Annotated in this window: 21 protein-coding genes; 18 read left to right on the top strand and 3 right to left on the bottom strand. The window is 62.9% G+C overall.

Going from position 1 to position 22,128, the window contains the following annotated elements:
- Nucleotides 1-82: 82 nt before the first annotated feature.
- Nucleotides 83-2,356: an ATP-dependent Clp protease ATP-binding subunit ClpA gene (clpA, locus tag J5M67_RS02990; RefSeq protein WP_207883145.1), complete on the bottom strand. Its 2,274-nt coding sequence runs from the start codon at nt 2,354-2,356 to the stop codon at nt 83-85.
- Between the two features lie 28 nt (nt 2,357-2,384).
- Nucleotides 2,385-2,747, bottom strand: a complete 363-nt coding sequence (gene clpS, locus J5M67_RS02985; RefSeq protein ID WP_207883143.1) for an ATP-dependent Clp protease adapter ClpS — start codon at nt 2,745-2,747, stop codon at nt 2,385-2,387.
- 228 nt (nt 2,748-2,975) lie between these two features.
- Here clpS and cspD point away from each other — a divergent pair, with 228 nt between their 5' ends.
- Complete coding sequence (gene cspD / locus J5M67_RS02980; protein ID WP_207883141.1) at nt 2,976-3,251, top strand: cold shock domain-containing protein CspD; 276 nt, start codon at nt 2,976-2,978, stop codon at nt 3,249-3,251.
- Nucleotides 3,252-3,320: 69 nt separating this feature from the next.
- Here cspD and icd read toward each other — a convergent pair whose 3' ends face one another.
- The gene (gene icd, locus J5M67_RS02975; protein ID WP_207883139.1) at nt 3,321-4,574 is read right to left on the bottom strand and encodes an NADP-dependent isocitrate dehydrogenase; all 1,254 of its coding nucleotides are present in this window, start codon (nt 4,572-4,574) and stop codon (nt 3,321-3,323) included.
- A 356-nt stretch (nt 4,575-4,930) separates the two neighbouring features.
- On the opposite strand from icd, the gene J5M67_RS02970 reads away from it, so the two are divergent.
- The 17 genes from J5M67_RS02970 to nuoF all read left to right on the top strand — a co-directional run bounded on the left by J5M67_RS02970 (nt 4,931) and on the right by nuoF (nt 22,099).
- Entirely contained in the window at nt 4,931-7,153 is a 2,223-nt protein-coding gene (locus J5M67_RS02970) for an NADP-dependent isocitrate dehydrogenase (protein ID WP_207883137.1), read from the top strand.
- 103 nt (nt 7,154-7,256) lie between these two features.
- Nucleotides 7,257-7,700, top strand: a complete 444-nt coding sequence (locus tag J5M67_RS02965) for an NUDIX hydrolase (protein WP_207883136.1) — start codon at nt 7,257-7,259, stop codon at nt 7,698-7,700.
- Nucleotides 7,701-7,772: 72 nt separating this feature from the next.
- Nucleotides 7,773-8,912, top strand: coding sequence for a tRNA 2-thiouridine(34) synthase MnmA (gene mnmA, locus J5M67_RS02960; RefSeq protein WP_207883135.1), 1,140 nt, complete (start codon nt 7,773-7,775; stop codon nt 8,910-8,912).
- Complete coding sequence (gene hflD / locus J5M67_RS02955) at nt 8,909-9,529, top strand: high frequency lysogenization protein HflD (RefSeq protein ID WP_207883134.1); 621 nt, start codon at nt 8,909-8,911, stop codon at nt 9,527-9,529. The genes mnmA and hflD overlap by 4 nt, the downstream gene beginning before the upstream one ends.
- Before the next feature lie 95 nt (nt 9,530-9,624).
- Complete coding sequence (gene purB / locus J5M67_RS02950) at nt 9,625-10,995, top strand: adenylosuccinate lyase (protein ID WP_207883133.1); 1,371 nt, start codon at nt 9,625-9,627, stop codon at nt 10,993-10,995.
- A 60-nt stretch (nt 10,996-11,055) separates the two neighbouring features.
- Nucleotides 11,056-12,231 carry a cupin domain-containing protein gene (locus tag J5M67_RS02945; protein WP_207883131.1) on the top strand — a complete coding sequence of 392 codons (1,176 nt, stop codon included), beginning with the start codon at nt 11,056-11,058 and terminating at the stop codon, nt 12,229-12,231.
- Nucleotides 12,224-12,652, top strand: coding sequence for a GNAT family N-acetyltransferase (locus J5M67_RS02940; RefSeq protein ID WP_207883129.1), 429 nt, complete (start codon nt 12,224-12,226; stop codon nt 12,650-12,652). Before J5M67_RS02945 ends, J5M67_RS02940 begins: the two co-directional genes overlap by 8 nt.
- 9 nt (nt 12,653-12,661) lie before the next feature.
- Nucleotides 12,662-13,288: a histone acetyltransferase HPA2 gene (locus tag J5M67_RS02935; protein WP_207883127.1), complete on the top strand. Its 627-nt coding sequence runs from the start codon at nt 12,662-12,664 to the stop codon at nt 13,286-13,288.
- Nucleotides 13,289-13,305: 17 nt separating this feature from the next.
- Entirely contained in the window at nt 13,306-14,100 is a 795-nt protein-coding gene (locus J5M67_RS02930; protein WP_243434466.1) for a secretin N-terminal domain-containing protein, read from the top strand.
- Between the two features lie 510 nt (nt 14,101-14,610).
- Nucleotides 14,611-16,206, top strand: a complete 1,596-nt coding sequence (locus J5M67_RS02925) for an isocitrate lyase (protein ID WP_207883123.1) — start codon at nt 14,611-14,613, stop codon at nt 16,204-16,206.
- Nucleotides 16,207-16,379: 173 nt separating this feature from the next.
- Complete coding sequence (locus J5M67_RS02920) at nt 16,380-16,871, top strand: DUF4442 domain-containing protein (protein WP_207883121.1); 492 nt, start codon at nt 16,380-16,382, stop codon at nt 16,869-16,871.
- Nucleotides 16,872-16,916: 45 nt separating this feature from the next.
- Entirely contained in the window at nt 16,917-17,216 is a 300-nt protein-coding gene (locus J5M67_RS02915) for a hypothetical protein (RefSeq protein WP_207883120.1), read from the top strand.
- 97 nt (nt 17,217-17,313) lie between these two features.
- On the top strand, nt 17,314-17,727 hold the full coding sequence (ndhC, locus tag J5M67_RS02910) for an NADH-quinone oxidoreductase subunit A (RefSeq protein WP_015477476.1): 414 nt from the start codon (nt 17,314-17,316) through the stop codon (nt 17,725-17,727).
- Between the two features lie 10 nt (nt 17,728-17,737).
- Nucleotides 17,738-18,415, top strand: a complete 678-nt coding sequence (locus J5M67_RS02905) for an NADH-quinone oxidoreductase subunit B family protein (protein WP_017517109.1) — start codon at nt 17,738-17,740, stop codon at nt 18,413-18,415.
- A gap of 59 nt (nt 18,416-18,474) precedes the next feature.
- Nucleotides 18,475-20,256: an NADH-quinone oxidoreductase subunit C/D gene (gene nuoC, locus J5M67_RS02900; RefSeq protein ID WP_207883119.1), complete on the top strand. Its 1,782-nt coding sequence runs from the start codon at nt 18,475-18,477 to the stop codon at nt 20,254-20,256.
- The gene (nuoE, locus tag J5M67_RS02895; RefSeq protein ID WP_169887231.1) at nt 20,253-20,753 is read left to right on the top strand and encodes an NADH-quinone oxidoreductase subunit NuoE; all 501 of its coding nucleotides are present in this window, start codon (nt 20,253-20,255) and stop codon (nt 20,751-20,753) included. The genes nuoC and nuoE overlap by 4 nt, the downstream gene beginning before the upstream one ends.
- Nucleotides 20,750-22,099 carry an NADH-quinone oxidoreductase subunit NuoF gene (gene nuoF / locus J5M67_RS02890; RefSeq protein WP_207883118.1) on the top strand — a complete coding sequence of 450 codons (1,350 nt, stop codon included), beginning with the start codon at nt 20,750-20,752 and terminating at the stop codon, nt 22,097-22,099. Before nuoE ends, nuoF begins: the two co-directional genes overlap by 4 nt.
- The last annotated feature ends 29 nt before the right edge of the window (nt 22,100-22,128 follow it).

Raw genomic sequence — 22,128 nt, 5'->3', positions numbered from 1 at the left:
GAAGTCGAATCCGGCACACAGAAAAACGCCCGGCATTGCCGGGCGTTTTCGTTTGCGCCTTATTTTTTAAACCTGAGCATCGTCAGGCCGGTTCTGCGGCGGTCACTTCGAACTCGAAGGCCAGCTCGCCATCCTTCAGGTCCACATGGGCCACGCCGCCGTGCTCGGCCAGCTCGCCGAACAGGATCTCCTCGGCCAACGGCCGCTTGATCTTGTCCTGGATCAGCCGCGCCATCGGACGCGCACCCATCTGCGGGTCGTAGCCCTTCTCCGCCAGCCAGTTGCGCGCCGCGTCGCTGACCTCGATCTGCACGTGCTTGTCCTCCAGCTGCGCCTGCAGCTCGGTGAGGAACTTGTCGACGATGCTCTTGATGGTCTCGAGACTGAGGCGGCCGAACTGAATGATGGTATCCAGGCGGTTGCGGAACTCCGGCGTGAAGCTCTTCTTGATCACTTCCATGGCATCGGTCGAGTGATCCTGCAGCGTGAAGCCGATGGAGGCTCGCGCCGCGGTTTCCGCGCCGGCGTTGGTGGTCATGATCAGGATGACGTTGCGGAAGTCCGCCTTGCGCCCGTTGTTGTCGGTCAGGGTGCCGTGGTCCATCACCTGCAGCAGCAGGTTGAAGACTTCCGGGTGTGCCTTCTCGATCTCATCCAGCAGCAGCACGCAGTGCGGCGTCTTGGTAATCGCTTCGGTGAGCAGGCCGCCCTGATCGAAACCGACATAGCCCGGTGGGGCGCCGATCAGACGGGACACGGTGTGCCGCTCCATGTACTCGGACATGTCGAAGCGCACCAGCTCCACGCCCAGCGCCTTGGCCAACTGGCGAGCCACCTCGGTCTTGCCCACCCCGGTCGGACCGGAGAACAGGAAGGAACCAACCGGCTTGTCCGGCGACTTCAGGCCCGCACGGGACAGCTTGATCGCGGTGGACAGCGACTCGATGGCCGCCGCCTGACCGAACACGGTCAGCTTCAGGTCGCGCTCCAGGTTGCGCAGCAGTTCTTTATCGGAGCTGGAGACGTGCTTCGGAGGAATGCGGGCGATCTTCGCGACGATATCCTCGACCTGCGGCACCTCGATGCGCTTCACGCGCTTCTCTTCCGGCTGCAGGCGCTGGTAGGCGCCCGCTTCGTCGATCACGTCGATGGCCTTGTCCGGCATGTGCCGGTCATTGATGTAACGCGCAGCCAGTTCGGCGGCGGCGCGCAGCGCCTCGTCGCTGTATTCGACGTGGTGGTGCTGCTCGAAACGCGGCTTCAGGCCCTTGAGGATGCCGAAGGTGTCCTCGACGGACGGCTCGGTGACGTCGACCTTCTGGAAGCGACGGGCCAGCGCGCGGTCCTTCTCGAAGATTCCACGGAATTCCTGGAAGGTGGTGGAGCCGATGCAGCGGATCTCACCGGAGGACAACAGCGGCTTGAGCAGGTTGGACGCATCCATCACGCCACCCGAGGCCGCACCGGCGCCGATGATGGTGTGGATTTCGTCGATGAACAGCACCGCATGCGGACGCTTGCGCAGCTCGTTGAGCAGCGCCTTGAAGCGTTTCTCGAAATCGCCGCGGTACTTGGTGCCCGCCAGCAGCGCGCCCAGGTCCAGGGAATAGACGACGCTGTCGGACAACAGGTCCGGTACCTGGCCGTCGACGATGCGCTTGGCCAGGCCTTCGGCGATGGCGGTCTTGCCGACGCCCGCCTCACCGACCAGCAGCGGATTGTTCTTGCGGCGGCGCGCGAGAATCTGCGCGACACGCTCGACTTCGGACTCACGGCCAACCAGCGGATCGATGCGCCCCTGGCGCGCCAGGTCGTTCAGGTTGCTGGCGTAGGCATCCAGCGGATGACTGGAGGTCGAAGACTCGCCGCCCTCCTCGTCCTGCATGTCCTGCTCGTTTTCCTGATGCTCGGCATGGCCCGGCACCTTGGAAATACCATGGGCGATGTAGTTGACCACATCGATACGCGCAACGCTCTGCTGCTTGAGCAGGAACACCGCCTGACTTTCCTGTTCGCTGAAGATGGCCACCAGCACATTGGCGCCGGTCACTTCACGCTTGCCGGAGCTCTGCACGTGAAACACTGCGCGCTGCAGTACGCGCTGGAAGCCCAGGGTCGGCTGGGTCTCGCGATCCTCATCATGCTGAGGAATCAGTGGCGTGGTGGAGTCGATGAACTCCTGCAGGTCCCGCCGCAGCTTGTCCAGGTTGGCTCCACACGCTCTCAGGACCGTTGCGGCAGCTTCGTTATCCAGAAGCGCCAACAGCAAGTGCTCAACGGTCATGAACTCATGCCGCTTCGCCCGCGCCTCCTTGAAGGCGAGATTGAGGGTGACTTCGAGCTCTCGATTCAACATGACTTCACCTCGCTCCCAAACATCCGCATCAACCTTCTTTCTCTATTTCGCACAACAGTGGATGTTGGCTCTCCCTCGCATATTGATTGACCTGCATGGCTTTGGTTTCAGCGACGTCGCGGGTAAAGCTCCCGCAGTTCGCCTTGCCTTGAGTATGCACGGTCAACATGACCTTGGTTGCCTGCTCACGGTTCATGTTGAAGTACAACTCGAGCACCTCAACCACGAAATCCATCGGGGTGTAATCATCGTTGAACATGATGACCCGATACATGGAGGGCGGCTTCAGCGCGGGCTTGGATTCCTCGACCGCGAGCCCCGTCCCTTCGTCTTCCAATGGATCCGGGCGGTCCTGATTGAATGTTAGTCGAATCTGGCTACTTGCATGCATGCTGGAATAAAAGCTTTGCGAGTGGGTGAATGAGGGGGCCGACCGGAGTTTGAAACGTCTCTCAGGCCCAGACGACGCCGCCTTGACTAACGGCAAAAGGGTGTTACAACCAAAGGATACCCCCCGGAGGGTATCAGGAGTTCCGGACGCCAGCCCCTGATAAAGGCTGTAGCGGAATCGTAGTGGATGATACTCCAGCGATGGAGTCCTTTGCAGAGGGATATCAGCATGCTCAGCGGTAAGGTCAAGTGGTTCAACAACGCCAAGGGCTATGGATTCATCCTGGCTGAGGGCCGAGATGAGGACCTGTTCGCTCATTACTCGGCCATTCAGATGGATGGCTACAAGACACTCAAGGCCGGCCAACCCGTAAGCTTCGAGATCCTGCAAGGTCCGAAGGGGTTGCATGCAGTCAACATTCAACCCATCACTGCCAACACGTCCGCCCCCTCCGCCCAGACTGCCCCGAGCAGCGAGATGCAGAACCTCACGGCAGAGGCCTGATCCTTTCGGATCAAAACAATGAAAAAGGCCGGCATCAGCCGGCCTTTTTCATGGGCGCTCCGCCCAGGATTACATCTTGGCGATGATCGCGTCGCCAAACTCCGAGCAGGACAGCAGCTTGGCGCCTTCCATCAGGCGCTCGAAATCATAGGTAACAGTTCTCGCCGCGATGGCGCCGTTCACGCCCTTGATGATCAGGTCGGCCGCTTCCGGCCACCCCATGTGGCGCAGCATCATCTCGGCGGAGAGGATCACCGAGCCCGGGTTCACCTTGTCCAGCCCGGCATACTTGGGCGCGGTGCCGTGGGTCGCCTCGAACATGGCCACCGAGTCGGACAGGTTGGCCCCCGGCGCGATGCCGATGCCTCCCACTTCCGCCGCCAGGGCGTCGGACAGGTAGTCGCCGTTCAGGTTCAGGGTGGCGATCACGTCGTACTCGGCCGGGCGCAGCAGGATCTGCTGCAGCATGGCGTCGGCAATCACGTCCTTCACCACGATGTTCTTGCCGGTATTGGGGTTCTTGAACTGCATCCACGGGCCGCCGTCGAGCAGCTGGGCGCCGAACTCGTCGCGGGCGAGCTCGTAGCCCCAGTCCTTGAAGGCGCCCTCGGTGAATTTCATGATGTTGCCCTTGTGAACGATGGTCACTGAACTGCGATCATTGTCCACGGCGTACTGCAGGGCCTTGCGCACCAGGCGCTTGGTGCCCTCCTGGGAAACCGGCTTGATGCCGATGCCGCAGTTGTCGGTGAAGCGGATCTTCTTGACGCCCATTTCCTCGGTGAGGAACTTGATGACCTTCTGGGCTTCCGGGGTGCCGGCCTTCCACTCGACGCCCGCGTAGATGTCTTCGGAGTTCTCGCGGAAGATCACCATGTCCACGTCGCCGGGCTTCTTCACCGGGCTGGGCACGCCTTCGAACCAGCGCACCGGGCGCAGGCAGACATACAGGTCGAGCTGCTGGCGCAAGGCCACGTTCAGCGAACGGATGCCGCCACCGACCGGCGTGGTCAGCGGGCCCTTGATGGAAACAACGTAGTCGCGCACGGCATCCAGGGTTTCCTGGGGCAGCCAGGTGTCCTGGTCGTAGACCTGAGTGGCCTTTTCGCCGGCGTAGACTTCCATCCACGCAATCTTGCGGTCGCCCTTGTAGGCTTTCTCGACGGCTGCGTCGACGACCTTGATCATGACCGGACTGATGTCGACGCCAATGCCATCCCCCTCGATGAAGGGGATGATCGGGTTCTTCGGTACATTCAAGGACATATCGGCGTTGACGGTGATTTTGTCACCGGCCGGCACCTGGATCTTTTGGTATCCCATGCTGAACTCCGCTTTTTGGTTGAAACCCTCTTGCAGCCACTGAGGGTAGCTCACAAGTCGGTGATCGAACTACATCATTCCTTAGTCTAAAAAAGGGACGCGCATCACCCTGCCTTTAGGGTGGTATACTGGCCGGCATGACTTAATGGTCATCGAGGTCCGAGCAGTCTGGGACCAGACTCTCTCCTCGCCACGGCGGAGTCCACACCAGGAACCCGTCGTACAACGCTCTACTGGCGCCCCAATATCCCCGCGGCAAATCTCGAAGGTCGGTCAACCACTTCGTTGAACGCAAGCGTGTACCAACGCGATTCGAGACTCTGTGCGCGCCCAGCAAAGAAGAGAGTTAGAACGAGATGTCCATCCGCTCGAAGATCACCTACACCTTCACCGACGAAGCACCGGCCCTTGCAACCTACTCGCTGCTTCCCATCGTAAAAGCCTTCGCCGCCTCCGCCGGCATCGACGTAGAAACCCGCGACATCTCTCTTGCAGGCCGTATCCTGGCCTCCTTCGCCGACAAACTCGGCGACAAGGCCATCGAAGACGACCTGGCCTACCTGGCCCAACTGGCCACCGCCCCCGAAGCCAACATCATCAAGCTGCCGAACATCTCCGCTTCGGTACCGCAGCTCAAGGGCGCCATCGCCGAACTGCAGAAACTGGGCTTCGCCGTTCCGGACTTCCCGGAAGACCCGCAGACCGCCGAAGAGAACGACATCCGCGCGCGTTACGCCAAGGTCCTGGGCAGCGCCGTGAACCCGGTCCTGCGTGAAGGCAACTCCGACCGCCGCGCCCCGGCCGCCGTCAAGGCCTACGCCCGCAAGCACCCGCACAGCATGGGCAAGTGGAGCATGGCCTCGCGCTCCCACGCCGATTACATGCGTGGCGGCGACTTCTTCTCCAGCGAACAGTCGGTCACCATTCCGAAGGCCGGTGAAGTCCGCATCGAGTTCGTCGGCAAGGACGGCAAGGTCGAGACCAAGAAGACCCTGAAGATGCAGGAAGGCGAAGTCCTCGACAGCATGTTCATGAGCTGCAGCAAACTGCGCGCCTTCTTCGAGAAGACCCTGCAGGACTGCAAGGAAACCGGCGTCATGTGGTCCCTGCACGTCAAGGCCACCATGATGAAGATCTCCCACCCGATCGTCTTCGGCCACGCCGTCACCGTCTACTACAAGGACGTGTTCGAGAAGTACGGCAAGCTGTTCGAAGAGCTGGGCGTGAACCCGAACAACGGCATCTCCAGCGTCTACGACAAGATCAAGTCGCTGCCGGCCTCGCAGCAGGAAGAAATCCTGCATGACATCCACGAGGTGTACAGCCACCGTCCGGAAATGGCGATGGTCGACTCGGTCAAGGGCATCACCAACCTGCACATCCCCAGCGATGTGATCGTCGACGCCTCCATGCCGGCCATGATCCGCAACTCGGGTCAGATGTGGGGCAAGGACGGCAAGCAGAAAGACACCAAAGCGGTAATGCCGGAAAGCACCTACGCCCGCATCTACCAGGAAATGATCAACTTCTGCAAAACCAACGGCGCGTTCGACCCGACCACCATGGGCAGCGTACCGAACGTCGGCCTGATGGCGCAGAAGGCCGAGGAATACGGCTCCCACGACAAGACCTTCGAAATGGAAGCCGACGGCACCATGCGTGTGGTCGACGCCGACGGCAAGGTCCTGATGCAGCACGAAGTGCAGGCCGGTGATATCTGGCGCGCCTGCCAGACCAAGGACGCCCCGATCCGCGACTGGGTCAAGCTGGCCGTTACCCGCGCCCGCCAGTCCAACACCCCGGCCATCTTCTGGCTGGACCCGGAGCGCGCCCACGACAACGAGCTGCGCAAGAAGGTCGAGCTGTACCTGAAGGACCACGACCTGACCGGCCTGGACATCAGCATCAAGGGTTACAACGAAGCCATCCGCACCAGCATGGAGCGCCAGCTGCGCGGCCTGGACACCATCTCGGTGACCGGCAACGTCCTGCGCGACTACCTGACCGACCTGTTCCCGATCATGGAACTGGGCACCTCGGCCAAGATGCTGTCCATCGTTCCGCTGATGGCGGGCGGCGGCATGTACGAGACCGGCGCCGGCGGTTCGGCTCCGAAACACGTACAGCAGCTGGTGGAAGAGAACTACCTGCGCTGGGATTCCCTGGGCGAGTTCCTGGCCCTGGCCGTCTCCTTCGAGGAAGAAGGCATCAAGACCAACAACGCCAAGGCCAAGGTACTGGGCAAGACCCTGGACATCGCCACCGGCAAGCTGCTCGACAACAACAAGTCGCCGTCGCGCAAGATCGGTGAGATCGACAACCGCGGCAGCCACTTCTACCTGGCCATGTACTGGGCCCAGGCCCTGGCCGAGCAGAACGACGATGCCGAGCTGAAGGCTCACTTCGCTCCCCTGGCCAAGACCCTGACCGAGAAGGAAGCGGCCATCGTCGCCGAACTGAACGGCGTGCAGGGCAAGCCGGCGGACATCGGTGGCTACTACCGTTCCAACCCGGAGCTGACCTCGCAGGTCATGCGCCCGAGCGCGACCTTCAACGCCGCGATCGACGCACTGGCGTAAGGTACTTCGCGTAATACAGAACCCCCGGGCCCTCCCGGGGGTTCTGCTTTCTGCACCCGGCAACGTTAAACTCGCGCCTTTTCCAACTCACGAGACCGCATCCATGCGCTGGCTAGCACACGTCACCGTCGCCACCATCGTCGAAGACCAGGGCCGTTTCCTGCTGGTGGAGGAAATGTCCGCTGACAAAAAACAGGTCTTCAACCAACCCGCCGGCCATCTGGAAGCCAACGAAACCCTCATCGAGGCCGCCGTGCGCGAAACCCTTGAAGAGACCGGCTGGGACGTCGAGCTGACTGCGGTCACCGGCATCTACCTCTACACCGCACCGAGCAATGGCGTGACCTACCAGCGCGTCTGCTTCGCCGCCCGCCCGCTGCGCCACCACCCCGAGCGCGCCCTGGACGACGGCATTCTCGGCGCCCGCTGGATGACCCGCGACGAACTCGCCGCCCAACCCGAGCGCTGGCGCAGCCATCTGGTCCTGCGCTGCATCGACGACTACCTGAAGGGCGAGCGATTCCCGCTGATGCTGATCCGCGACTGAGCCCGCAGCCGAGCCTCAGCCGCTCAGCTCTGGTAGAATCCCCGCCTTTACCTGCACCCGTGATGCGCCGCCATGCCTGATTCCACCCCTTCTTCGCTGAAAAGCCCGCAGAACACCCGCGTCATCGTCGGCATGTCCGGCGGCGTGGACTCTTCCGTCTCCGCCCTCCTCCTCAAGGAACAGGGCTACCAGGTGGAAGGCCTGTTCATGAAGAACTGGGAAGAAGACGACGGCACCGAATACTGCACCGCCATGACCGACCTGGCCGATGCCCAGGCCGTCTGCGACCGCATCGGCATCAAACTGCACACCGCCAACTTCGCCGCGGAATACTGGGACAACGTCTTCGAGCACTTCCTCGAGGAGTACAAGGCCGGCCGAACGCCGAACCCGGACATCCTCTGCAACCGCGAGATCAAGTTCAAAGCCTTCCTCGACTACGCCCTCGCCCTGGGCGCCGACCTGATCGCCACCGGCCACTACGTGCGCCGCCGCGACATCGACGGCCGCAGTGAACTGCTCAAGGGCCTGGACCCGAACAAGGACCAGAGCTACTTCCTCCACGCCGTAGGCGGCGAGCAGATCGGCAAGACCCTGTTCCCGGTCGGCGAACTGGAGAAGCCCGAAGTGCGCGCCATCGCCGAGAAATACGGCCTGGCCACCGCGAAGAAGAAGGACTCCACCGGCATCTGCTTCATCGGCGAACGCCGCTTCAGCGACTTCCTCAAGCAGTACCTGCCGGCCCAGCCGGGCGACATCGAAACCACCGACGGCACCGTCATCGGCAAGCATGTCGGCCTGATGTACCACACCATCGGCCAGCGCCAGGGCCTGGGCATCGGCGGCCTGAAGAACGCCGATGACAGCCCCTGGTACGTGCTGGAGAAAGACCTGGCGCGCAACGTCCTGGTCGTCGGCCAGGGCAACGACCACCCCTGGCTGTTCTCCCGCGCGCTGCACGCCTCGCACATCTACTGGGTCAACCCCATCGACCTGGACCAGCCCAAGGCTCTTCGCGCCAAGGTGCGCTACCGCCAGGCCGACCAGGACTGCGTGCTGGAACGCACCGCCAACGGCTACCGCGCGGTGTTCGACGAGCCGCAGCGCGCCGTTACCCCCGGCCAGTCCGTAGTCTTCTACGACGGCGAGATCTGTCTCGGCGGCGGCGTCATCGAATCCGCAGAACCCGCGTTCGCTAAGGAAACCGCATGAGCGATCTGCACGACCAGATCATTGCCCTCTCCGGCGTTTTCGAATCCGCAGCATTGGTAGACCGTCTCGCCCGCACCGGCCAGATCCCCGAGGCGCCGCTGCGCTGCATGCTCGGCAGCCTGCTGGTGCGCGACCCGAAAACCACCCTCGATGTCTATGGCGGCGATACCGCCAACCTGCGCGAAGGCTTCCGCGCCCTGGTCAGCGCGCTCGAGCGCGACCCCAACAGCCTGCAGCGCGAGCCGCTGCGCTACGCCCTGTCGCTGATCGGCCTGGAACGCCAGCTGAACAAGCGCGACGACATGCTCGACATCATGGGTAGCCGCCTGGACCAGATCCAGCAGCAGGTGCAGCACTTCGGCCTGGTCCACGAGAACGTCATCGCCTCCTGCGCCGGTCTCTACCAGGACACCCTGAGCACCTTCCGTCAGCGCATCCAGGTGCACGGCGACATGCGTCACCTGCAGATCAACGCCAACGCCGCGCGCATCCGCGCCCTGCTGCTGGCCGGCATCCGCTCCGCGCGCCTGTGGCGACAGCTCGGCGGCAACCGCTGGCAGATGCTGTTCGCGCGGAAGAAAATGCTCAACGAACTGCGCCCCTTGTTGCGCGGCTGAAACACCTCCTGCCGGTCGCCGCAAAGGCGACCTGAGCGCCGCTTTCGTGTATGATGTGCGCCCTTTTCGTTGACCTCCAGCCACGAGAACGCCCCATGCAGCTTTCCTCCCTTACCGCGGTTTCCCCCGTTGACGGCCGTTACGGCAGCAAAACCAGCGCCCTGCGTCCGATTTTCAGCGAATACGGCCTGATCCGTTTCCGCGTCCTGGTGGAGGTTCGCTGGCTCCAGCGCCTCGCCGCCCACGCCGGCATCCCGGAAGTGGCACCCTTCTCCGCCGAAGCCAACGCCCTGTTGAACGCTCTTGCCGACGACTTCCAGCTGGAGCACGCGCAGCGCATCAAGGACATCGAGCGCACCACCAACCACGACGTCAAGGCCGTGGAATACCTGCTCAAGGAGCAGGCCGCCAAGCTGCCGGAACTGGCCAAGGTCAGCGAGTTCATCCACTTCGCCTGCACCTCCGAGGACATCAACAACCTGTCCCACGCCCTGATGCTGCGCGAAGGCCGCGATACCGTGCTGCTGCCGCTGATGCGCCAGATCGCCGAATCCATCCGCGAACTCGCGGTGAAGTTCGCCGACGTGCCGATGCTCTCGCGCACCCACGGCCAGCCGGCCTCCCCGACCACCCTGGGCAAGGAACTGGCCAACGTCGTCTACCGCCTGGAGCGCCAGATCAAGCAGGTCGCCTCGGTCGAGCTGCTGGGCAAGATCAACGGCGCCGTGGGCAACTACAACGCCCACCTGTCGGCCTATCCGCAAGTGGATTGGGAAGCCAACGCCCGCGAATTCATCGAAGGCGACCTCGGCCTGAACTGGAACCCCTACACCACCCAGATCGAGCCGCACGACTACATCGCCGAGCTGTTCGACGCCATCGCGCGCTTCAACACCATCCTCATCGACTTCGACCGCGACGTCTGGGGCTACATCTCCCTGGGCTACTTCAAGCAGAAGACCGTCGCCGGCGAGATCGGCTCCTCGACCATGCCGCACAAGGTCAACCCGATCGACTTCGAGAACTCCGAAGGCAACCTGGGTATCGCCAACGCGCTGTTCCAGCACCTGGCCAGCAAACTGCCGATCTCCCGCTGGCAGCGCGACCTGACCGACTCCACCGTGCTGCGCAACCTGGGCGTCGGCTTCGCCCACAGCGTCATCGCCTACGAAGCCAGCCTCAAGGGCATCGGCAAGCTGGAACTGAACGCCGCGCGCATCGCCGAAGACCTGGACGCCTGCTGGGAAGTCCTGGCCGAGCCGGTCCAGACCGTCATGCGCCGCTACGGCATCGAGAACCCCTATGAGAAGCTCAAGGAGCTGACCCGCGGCAAAGGCATCAGCGCCGAAGCCCTGCAGGTGTTCATCGAAGGCCTCGACATGCCCGCCGAAGCCAAGGCCGAGCTGAAGAAACTGACTCCCGCGAACTACATCGGTAACGCCGCCGCCCAGGCCAAGCGCATCTGAGATTCGCCCTGACTTTGCACGCCCGGCTGTGCCGGGCGTTTTTGTTTCAAGGACTTAACCATGAATCCTGCTATTCCTCTTCAGCTTCTGGGCGGCATCAGCGCCGACGAATTCCTCCGCGATTACTGGCAGAAAAAGCCCTTGCTGGTGCGCCAGGCCATCCCCGACTTCAAGAGCCCGCTGGACCCTGACGAACTGGCCGGCCTCGCCCTGGAAGAGATGATCGAGTCGCGCATCGTCGTCGAGCACGGCGACAGCCCCTGGGAGCTGCGTCGCGGCCCGTTCAAGGAAGACGCCTTCAAGGACCTGCCCGAGCGTGACTGGACCCTGCTGGTGCAGGCTGTCGACCAGTTCATCCCGGAAGTCGCCGAGTTGCTGGAGCACTTCAAGTTCCTGCCCAGCTGGCGCATCGACGACGTGATGATCAGCTACGCCGCGCCCGGCGGTGGTGTAGGCCCGCACTTCGACAACTACGACGTGTTCCTCCTCCAGGGCCACGGCCATCGCCGCTGGAAGATCGGCCAGACCTGCGACGCCAGCAGCCCCCTGCTGCCCCACGCCGACCTGCGCATCCTCGCCGAATTCGAAGAGAGCGCCGAATGGGTGCTGGAACCCGGCGACATGCTCTACCTGCCGCCGCGCATCGCCCATTACGGCATCGCCGAAGACGACTGCATGACCTACTCGGTCGGCTTCCGCGCCCCCAGCGCCGCCGAAGTGCTGACCCACTTCACCGACTTCCTCGCCCAGTTTCTCTCCGATGAAGAGCGCTACAGCGACGCCGGCATGGTCGCAGTCAAAGGCGAAGAAGACCAGCACAAGATCCAGCGCGACGCCCTCGATCGCCTGAAGAACCTGCTGCAGGAACACATGAGCGACGAGCGCCTGCTGCTCACCTGGTTCGGCCAGTTCATGACCGAACCGCGCTACCCGGAACTGGTCGCGGGCGAAGAGATCGAGGAAGACGAACTGACCGCCGCAATCACCGACGGCGCCGTACTGATCCGCAACCCCAGCGCGCGCCTGGCCTGGAGCGAAGTGGACGTCGGCCTGCTGCTGTTCGCCAGCGGCCAGACCGTCGTGCTGCCGGAGAAACTGCGCGAACTGCTCAAGCTGGTGTGCTCGGCCGAATCGCTGCACGAAGGCAATCTCGGCCAATGGCTGGCCGATGAGGATGGGCGTAAGCTCGTGGGAGAACTGATCAAACAAGGCAGTCTGGAGTTCGCCGATGAGTAGCAAGATCAGGGTTCGCGTGGCGGACTGGCAAAAGGATAATGCCGACCTGCGGCGCATTCGCGAGGCGGTGTTCATCGCCGAGCAATCGGTGCCGCCGGAACTCGAATGGGACGCCGAGGATGTCGAAGCCGTGCACTTCCTGGCCTTCGAAGGCGACTACGCCATCGGCACCGCCCGCCTCCTGCCGGACGGGCACATCGGCCGCGTTTCCGTACTCAAGGACTGGCGCGGCCTGAAGGTCGGCGACCTGCTGATGCGTGCCGTCATCGAGCAAGCCGAAAGCCAGGGCCTGAAACGCCAGCTGTTGACCGCCCAGGTCTACGCCATCCCCTTCTACGAGCGGCTAGGCTTCAAGGTAGCCAGCGGCGAATTCCTCGACGCCGGCCTTCCCCACGTGGACATGGTGCGCGAAAGCGACTGAGGCATCGAGATGGACAACGCCCCGGAACAAGACGATCCGCCGGAAGAACTGCCGGACATCGAGTTTCAGTCTCCGGGGCGCTTCATCGTCCATAACCCGCCCAGCGAAGCCCTGCCCCCCGAGGCACTGGAGCCCGCTCCGTTCCGCCTTGGCGAAGGCGACCAGCTGCACCGCTTCAACAAGCCAGAGGACGCCCGCGCCCACGCCCTGGCACTGATGCAACAGGCGCAGCGCACGCTCTACCTCTACACCCCCGACCTGGAGCCCTGGCTGTATCACCACAGCAGCATCCAGGAGGCCTGCACCCGGTTGCTGCTGGGCAACCCGCGCAACCGCCTGATGATCCTGGTGCGCGACAGCAGCCGCGCCGTGAAGGAAGGCCACCGCCTGCTGAATCTCAGCCGGCGCCTGTCCAGCTACTGCCAGATCCGCCGGATCAACCCCGACTATCCCAGCGAAGAGCATGCCTTCGTGCTGGCCGACGACTGCGGCCTGCTATTGCGCCCGGAACCGGGTGACCATGCCGGCTATGCCCACTACAACAACCCTGGCCGCACCCGCCAGCTGCTGGAACAGTTCGAACAGACCTGGAATACCAGCCTCCTCGACCCGAACCTGCGGAGCTTCCTGCTTTGACCCGACACCCTCTCGCCCTGCTCCTCGCCTGCGGCATCAGCCTGGCTGCCATTGCCGATCCGCGCACCGAGGTCATCCCGCTCAACTACCGCACCGCCGAAGAGATGCTGCCGGTAGCGCAATCGGTAGTGGGCAACGAAGGCCGGGTCACCGCCTATGGCAACCAGCTGATCGTCAATGCCGAGCTGACGAAGATCCGCGAGCTGCAAGGCGTTCTCAGCCAACTGGACACCCGCCCCCACCAGCTGCTGATCAGCGTCGACACCAGCGACGGCAGCCGGAGCGACCAGAGCGGCTACTCGGTGAACGGCTCGGTCAGCGCCGGCAACGTGGAAATCCAGACCGGCCGAGGCGAGGTGAATGGCCGCGACCAGGTGCGCATCATCAACCGCTCCACCAACAGCCGCGGCGGCGGCACCCAGCAGGTGCGCGCCACCGAGGGCTCGCCGGCGTTCATCCAGATCGGCCAGAGCCAGCCCGTGACCAACGCCGGCATCGGCCCCTACGGCCAGGTCTACAGCCAGACCGAGTACCGCGACGCCAACCAGGGCATGTACGTGACCGCCAGCCTCACCGGCAACCTCGTGCACATCACCCTGAGCACCCGCAACGACCGCTTCAACGGCAACTATCAGGGTTCGATGAACACCAGCTCGACCGAGACCAGCATCAGCGGCCCGCTCGGCCAGTGGATCGAAGTCGGCGGCGTCAGCCAGAGCAACCAGAGCACCCAGAGCGGCTTCGCCCGCCAGTACAGCACCCAGGGCCGCAACGACAGCAACCTGCGAGTGAAGGTCGACGTCGTCGACTAAGCCTTCCGTAGGTGACTTGCCAGTCCCCCTTAGACCTTCGTGTAGTAGTCCAAAAAAAACACTACAAAACGTTTGACGAACGCTCGTTTGAACGTGCATGATGGCCTCGCTCCCGCTAACCAGAGGGCCTCAAAGCCCTCCGGACCGCGCCAGCGACGTACCTGTCGCGCCGGTTCGTGTTGTTAAGCCCACAAGGCGGATCGACGAGGTTGCGACTGGCAAGAGGTTGTCCTGAGGGACGGGGAAGCAAGCCTGAGTAACAGCACGACGTGACGGATTCAGCCGTCCACCATCGCCCAACGGCTGCCACGAGCCGGCAAGCGATTCTGGATGCCACCGCTGCAGTCACCCGTCTGTACCGCCGCGCCACCCCACTCCTCCAGCGTCACTCCTTCTTTCGGTCGCCCCTTCGCCATCCCGCGGCGAGCAACCCGCAGTCAGTACCGTTCAGGTGCGGTTTCATGTGGGTAGTCGGTGCTTAACCAAACACATTCTTTTGAAGGATTGGCCATGTCCGCATATCAGAACGAGATCAAAGCAGTCGCCGCGCTCAAAGAGAAGAACGGCAACAGCTGGAGCGCGATCAACCCCGAGTACGCTGCCCGCATGCGCGTCCAGAACCGCTTCAAGACCGGTCTGGAAATCGCCAAGTACACCGCAGCCATCATGCGCAAGGACATGGCTGAGTACGATGCGGACGCTTCCGTCTACACCCAGTCCCTGGGCTGCTGGCACGGCTTCATTGGTCAGCAGAAGCTGATCTCCATCAAGAAGCACCTGAAGACCACCAACAAGCGCTACCTCTACCTGTCCGGCTGGATGGTTGCCGCCCTGCGCTCCGACTTCGGCCCGCTGCCGGACCAGTCGATGCACGAGAAGACCGCTGTTGCCGGCCTGATCGAAGAGCTCTACACCTTCCTGCGCCAGGCTGACGCCCGCGAACTGGACCTGCTGTTCACCGCCCTGGACTCCGCCCGCGCTGCCGGCGACAAGGCCAAGGAAGCCGAAGTACAGGCCCAGATCGACAACTTCGAAACCCACGTGGTACCGATCATCGCCGACATCGACGCCGGTTTCGGTAACGCCGAGGCGACCTATCTGCTGGCCAAGAAGATGATCGAAGCCGGTGCCTGCTGCATCCAGATCGAGAACCAGGTTTCCGACGAGAAGCAGTGCGGCCACCAGGACGGCAAAGTGACCGTTCCGCACGAAGACTTCCTCGCCAAGATCAACGCCGTTCGCTACGCGTTCCTCGAGCTGGGCATCGACGACGGCGTGATCGTCGCTCGTACCGACTCCCTGGGCGCCGGCCTGACCAAGCAGATCGCCGTGACCCGCGAGCCGGGCGACCTGGGCGACCAGTACAACGCTTTCCTGGATTGCGAAGAAATCTCCGCTTCCGACCTGCAGAACGGCGACGTGGTGATCAACCGCGGCGGCAAGCTGCTGCGTCCCAAGCGCCTGGCTTCCAACCTGTTCCAGTTCCGCAAGGGCACCGGTGAAGACCGTTGCGTCCTCGACTGCATCACCTCGCTGCAGAACGGCGCCGACCTGCTGTGGATCGAAACCGAGAAGCCGCACGTTGGCCAGATCAAGGGCATGGTTGACCGCATCCGTCAGGTCATCCCGAACGCCAAGCTGGTGTACAACAACAGCCCGTCGTTCAACTGGACCCTGAACTTCCGCCAGCAGGTGTTCGATGCGTTCGTCGCCGAAGGCAAGGACGTTTCCGCCTACGACCGCGCCAAGCTGATGAGCGTCGAGTATGACGAGACCGAACTGGCTCAGATCGCTGACGAGAAGATCCGTACCTTCCAGCGTGACGGCTCCGCCCACGCCGGCATCTTCCACCACCTGATCACCCTGCCGACCTACCACACCGCCGCGCTGTCCACCGACAACCTGGCCAAGGGCTACTTCGCCGACCAGGGCATGCTGGCCTACGTGAAGGGCGTGCAGCGTCAGGAACTGCGTCAGGGCATCGCCTGCGTCAAGCACCAGAACATGGCTGGCTCGGACATCGGCGACAACCACAAAGAGTACTTCGCTGGCGAAGCCGCTCTGAAAGCCTCGGGTAAAGACAACACCATGAACCAGTTCCACTAAGAACTGGCTCACCGGCCCCTCGGGGCCGGCAGGCACCGCAGAACCCCGGCTTCGGCCGGGGTTCTGCTTTTTGCACTTGGCCCAGTTGCCAGCAGCCCTCCTCCCGCCCGCCAAGGGCATATCCGCGACGACATGCCAGCCTCGGGCCCCCTTTCACAAGAACTGGAAAGCCCATGCCCACGCGCAACCGCCTTGCCCTCGCTGCCCACCTCATCCAGCGCCTGCCGCGCCAGTTTCACGAGCCACTACTGAGTCGCCTGTTCTGCTCTCAGGTGCGCTTCGCCGGCACTGCCAACGTACGCATCCAGAAGCTCTCCTGCGATGAAGTGCGGATGAGCCTTGCCAACCGGCGCCGCGTGCGCAACCACATCGGCGGCGTGCACGCGGCCGCCATGGCACTGCTTGCCGAATCCGCCAGCGGCTGCATGGTCGGCATGAACCTGCCCGATCACAAGCTGCCGCTGATCAAGCACCTCAAGGTCGACTACCTGCGCCGCGCCAGCGGCGGACTGCGAGCCATTGCCACGCTGACGACGGACCAGCGTCGCGCGATGCTTGAGGAGGACAAGGGCGAAGCCGTGATTCAGGTAACCGTGATCGACGCCGCCGGCGGCGAGCCGATTCGCTGCGAAATGCACTGGGTATGGGTCACAAAAAAGAAATGAATCCACCCCAAATGAGGGGCGACGGACAAAACCGCACGGAGATAATTGAATGCCGCAGAAGTGGCGAAAGAAAAGGCTCGCCGCTTATATGTAGTAAAGTTACGGATATACGACACTGCAAATGATAATATTTATCATTTATGGAATTCCGATTTATTACTGCCGTATACCTCCAAAGTACCATTCGACCAAAGCCCAAGTGCCGGCACACTAGGCGCCCAGGACCGCACGAGCAAAGGGCTCACGGAAATGCAAAAGCCTTTTGCCCGTTTTAGAAGCGTCTGTTTGTGTTGGAAAAATTTACTTGCAGAAGGCTTTGGGCATAAAATTGGAAAGATGACCTGAACCCTTAGCTCACTATCCTTGAGTTGTCGGGTTCGCGCAGTCGGGCCATTGCAGCCCGGAACCCAAGACAATCGTTTTTGTAGGAAGGAGTATCGGCATGCCCAATCCAGCTGAACTTGCAGCTCAACACTGGGGACTCGCCGCCTTCCTTTTAGGAGTGCTGGGCCTGCTCGGCTTCATGCTAGGGGTTTCCAGCCTGCTTGGCAGTAAGGCATTTGGTCGCAGCAAGAACGAACCCTTCGAATCCGGGATCGTTCCTACCGGCAGCGCACGCCTGCGCCTGTCGGCAAAATTCTATCTGGTCGCGATGCTCTTTGTGATCTTCGACGTCGAAGCCCTCTTCCTCTTCGCCTGGTCCGTGTCCGTCCGTGAAAGCGGTTGGGCAGGTCTGATCGAGGCAACCATTTTCATAGCAATTCTGTTGGCAGGTCTTGTCTACCTGTGGCGTATCGGCGCGCTCGATTGGGCACCGGCGGCACGTCGCGCACGGCAGGCGAAGCTAAAACAATGAGGCTTTGGCGATGCAATACAAACTTACCCGGATCGACCCGGATGCGCCCAATGATCAATACCCGATCGGACAGCGCGAAACGGTAGAAGACCCGCTCATCGAAGGGCAGGTCCACAAGAACATCTTCATGGGCAAGCTGGAGGATGTTCTCAACGGTGCAGTCAACTGGGGTCGCAAGAACTCCCTGTGGCCGTACAACTTCGGCCTGTCCTGCTGCTACGTGGAGATGACCACGGCGTTCACCGCGCCGCACGACATCGCCCGTTTCGGCGCCGAAGTGATCCGTGCATCGCCGCGTCAGGCCGACTTCATGGTCATCGCCGGCACCTGCTTCATCAAGATGGCTCCGGTCATCCAGCGCCTGTACGAGCAGATGCTGGAACCCAAGTGGGTGATCTCGATGGGGTCGTGCGCCAACTCCGGCGGCATGTACGACATCTACTCGGTCGTTCAGGGGGTCGACAAGTTCCTCCCCGTGGACGTGTACATCCCCGGCTGCCCGCCCCGTCCGGAGGCGTTCCTGCAAGGCCTGATGCTGCTGCAGGAATCCATCGGCCAGGAGCGTCGTCCGTTGTCCTGGGTCGTAGGCGACCAAGGCGTCTATCGCGCCGACATGCCTGCCCAGAAGGATCTCAAGCGCGAACAGCGCATTGCGGTCACCAACCTGCGCAGCCCCGACGAAGTGTGATCCGGCCCTCCACGAGAGGCCCGTTTTCACTCCACCGTTGACCGAGTGACTTAAAGACTATGAATGCAGACTCCGCTCTGTACATCCCGCCTTACAAGGCAGACGACCAAGACATCGTCGTCGAACTGAATTCCCGCTTTGGCGCCGAGACCTTCACCGTCCAGGCCACCCGCACCGGCATGCCGGTGCTCTGGGTTGCCCGTGAGCGCCTGATCGACGTCCTCACCTTCCTGCGCAATATGCCCAAGCCGTACGTCATGCTCTATGACCTGCACGGTGTCGACGAGCGCCTGCGCACTCACCGTCGCGGCCTGCCGGGCGCCGACTTCAGCGTGTTCTACCACCTGATGTCGCTCGAGCGTAATAGTGACGTGATGATCAAGGTGGCCTTGTCCGAGGGCGACCTCAACCTGCCCACCGCCACCCGTATCTGGCCGAACGCCAACTGGTACGAGCGTGAGGTCTGGGACATGTACGGGATCACCTTCAATGGTCACCCGCACCTGACCCGCATGCTGATGCCGCCGACCTGGGAAGGCCACCCGCTGCGCAAGGACTACCCGGCGCGCGCCACCGAGTTCGACCCTTACGCGCTGTCCGCCGCCAAGCAGGACCTCGAGCAGGAAGCCCTGCGCTTCAAGCCCGAAGACTGGGGCATGAAGCGCCACGGCGAGAACGAGGACTTCATGTTCCTCAACCTCGGCCCGAACCACCCGTCCGCCCACGGTGCGTTCCGCATCATCCTGCAGCTGGACGGCGAAGAGATCCTCGATTGCGTTCCGGAAATCGGCTACCACCACCGTGGCGCCGAGAAGATGGCCGAGCGCCAGTCCTGGCACAGCTTCATCCCCTACACCGACCGCATCGACTACCTCGGCGGCGTGATGAACAACCTGCCGTACGTGCTCTCGGTCGAGAAGCTCGCCGGCATCAAGGTGCCGCAACGCGTCGACGTCATCCGCATCATGATGTCGGAGTTCTTCCGCATCCTGAACCACCTCCTCTACCTGGGTACCTACATCCAGGACGTGGGCGCAATGACCCCGGTGTTCTTCACCTTCACCGACCGCCAGCGCGCCTACAAGGTCGTCGAAGCCATCACCGGCTTCCGCCTGCACCCGGCCTGGTACCGCATCGGCGGCGTCGCCCACGACCTGCCGCGCGGCTGGGACAAGCTGGTCCGCGAATTCCTCGACTGGATGCCCAAGCGCCTGGACGAGTATGAAACCGCCGCCCTGAAGAACAGCATCCTGCGTGGCCGTACCATCGGCGTTGCCCAGTACAACACCAAGGAAGCGCTGGAATGGGGCACCACCGGCGCCGGCCTGCGCGCCACCGGTTGCGACTTCGACCTGCGTAAAGCGCGTCCGTACTCCGGCTACGAGAACTTCGAGTTCGAAGTCCCGCTGGCCCACAACGGCGACGCCTACGACCGCTGCATGGTCAAGATGGGCGAAATGCGCCAGAGCCTGCGCATCATCGAGCAGTGCCTGAAGAACATGCCGGAAGGCCCGTACAAGGCCGACCACCCGCTGACCACGCCGCCGCCGAAAGAGCGCACGCTGCAGCACATCGAAACCCTGATCACCCACTTCCTGCAGGTTTCCTGGGGCCCGGTCATGCCGGCCAACGAAGCCTTCCAGATGGTGGAAGCGACCAAGGGCATCAACAGCTACTACCTGACGAGCGATGGCAGCACCATGAGCTACCGGACCCGTATCCGGACGCCCAGCTTCGCGCACCTGCAGCAGATTCCGTCGGTGATCAACGGCAGCATGATCGCTGACCTGATCGCCTATCTGGGCAGTATCGACTTCGTTATGGCCGACGTGGACCGCTGATCATGAGTACCCTTATCCAGACTGATCGTTTCGAACTCAGCGAAACCGAGCGCTCGGCCATCGAGCACGAGATGCATCACTACGAGGACTCCCGCGCGGCGTCCATCGAAGCCCTGAAGATCGTCCAGAAGCAGCGCGGCTGGGTGCCGGACGGCGCCATTCCGGCCATCGCCGACATCCTCGGCATTCCGGACAGCGACGTCGAAGGTGTTGCTACCTTCTATAGCCAGATCTTCCGCCAGCCGGTCGGCCGCCACATCATCCGCGTCTGCGACAGCATGGTCTGCTACATCGGCGGCCACGAGTCCGTGGTTGGCGAGATCCAGAAGCAGCTGGGCATCGGCCTCGGCCAGACCACCGCCGACGGCCGCTTCACCCTGCTGCCGGTTTGTTGCCTGGGCAACTGCGACAAGGCCCCGGCGATGATGATCGACGACGACACCTTCGGCGACCTGCGTCCCGACGGCGTCGCCAAACTGCTGGAGGCCTACGCATGAGTCGCCTCACCTCCTACGGCACGCCCAACCGCACCGCGCGCGCGGCCGAAACCCATCCGCTGACCTGGCGCCTGCGCGACGACGGCGCCCCGGTCTGGCTGGAGGAGTACCAGTCGAAGAACGGCTACGCCGCCGCGCGCAAGGCGCTGGCGCAGATGGCCGCCGACGACATCGTCCAGACCGTCAAGGACTCCGGCCTCAAGGGCCGCGGCGGTGCGGGCTTCCCCACCGGCGTGAAGTGGGGCCTGATGCCCAAGGACGAATCCCTCAACATCCGCTACCTGCTGTGCAACGCGGACGAGATGGAGCCCAATACCTGGAAGGACCGCATGCTCATGGAGCAGCTGCCGCACCTGCTGGTGGAAGGCATGCTGATCTCCGCGCGCGCCCTCAAGGCCTACCGCGGCTACATTTTCCTGCGCGGCGAGTACGTCGACGCCGCCCGCAACCTGAATCGCGCCATCGAGGAAGCCAAGGCCGCCGGCCTCTTGGGCAAGAACATCCTCGGCAGCGGTTTCGATTTCGAGCTGTTCGTGCACACCGGCGCCGGCCGCTACATCTGTGGCGAAGAGACCGCGCTGATCAACTCGCTGGAAGGCCGCCGCGCCAACCCGCGCTCCAAGCCGCCCTTCCCCGCCGCCGTCGGCGTCTGGGGCAAGCCTACGTGCGTGAACAACGTCGAGACCCTGTGCAACGTACCGGCGATCGTCGAGCACGGCGTCGACTGGTACAAGGGCCTCGCCCGTCCGGGCAGCGAGGACATGGGCACCAAGCTCATGGGCTTCTCCGGCAAGGTGAAGAACCCCGGTATCTGGGAACTGCCCTTCGGCCTGCCGGCCCGCGAACTGTTCGAGGACTACGCCGGCGGCATGCGCGACGGCTACAAGCTCAAGTGCTGGCAGCCGGGCGGCGCCGGTACCGGCTTCCTCCTGCCGGAACACCTCGATGCCCTGTTCTACGCCGGCGGCGTCGCCAAGGTCGGCACCCGTATGGGTACCGGTCTGGCCATGGCGGTGGACGACAGCGTCAACATGGTTTCCCTGCTGCGCAACATGGAAGAGTTCTTCGCCCGCGAATCCTGCGGCTGGTGCACGCCGTGCCGCGATGGCCTGCCGTGGAGCGTGAAGGTCCTGCGCGCACTGGAGAAAGGCGAAGGTGCCCAGGGCGACCTGGAAACCCTCGAGCAGCTCGTCAACTTCCTCGGCCCAGGCAAGACCTTCTGTGCCCACGCACCGGGCGCCGTCGAGCCGCTGGGCAGCGCACTGAAGTATTTCCGTCCCGAGTTCGAAGCGGGCATTTCCCGCCAGGCTCAGGCCGTACAAGCACCGCAGACCGTCGGCGCTTGATGCTTTGTTCGCCGGGCGCACGCGCCCGG

The organism is Pseudomonas sp. 30_B (assembly GCF_017491605.1).
In the GTDB taxonomy this organism is placed as follows: domain Bacteria; phylum Pseudomonadota; class Gammaproteobacteria; order Pseudomonadales; family Pseudomonadaceae; genus Pseudomonas.
Note: the sequence above shows the minus strand (reverse complement) of the source record. Positions and strands in the feature narration are given on the sequence as shown.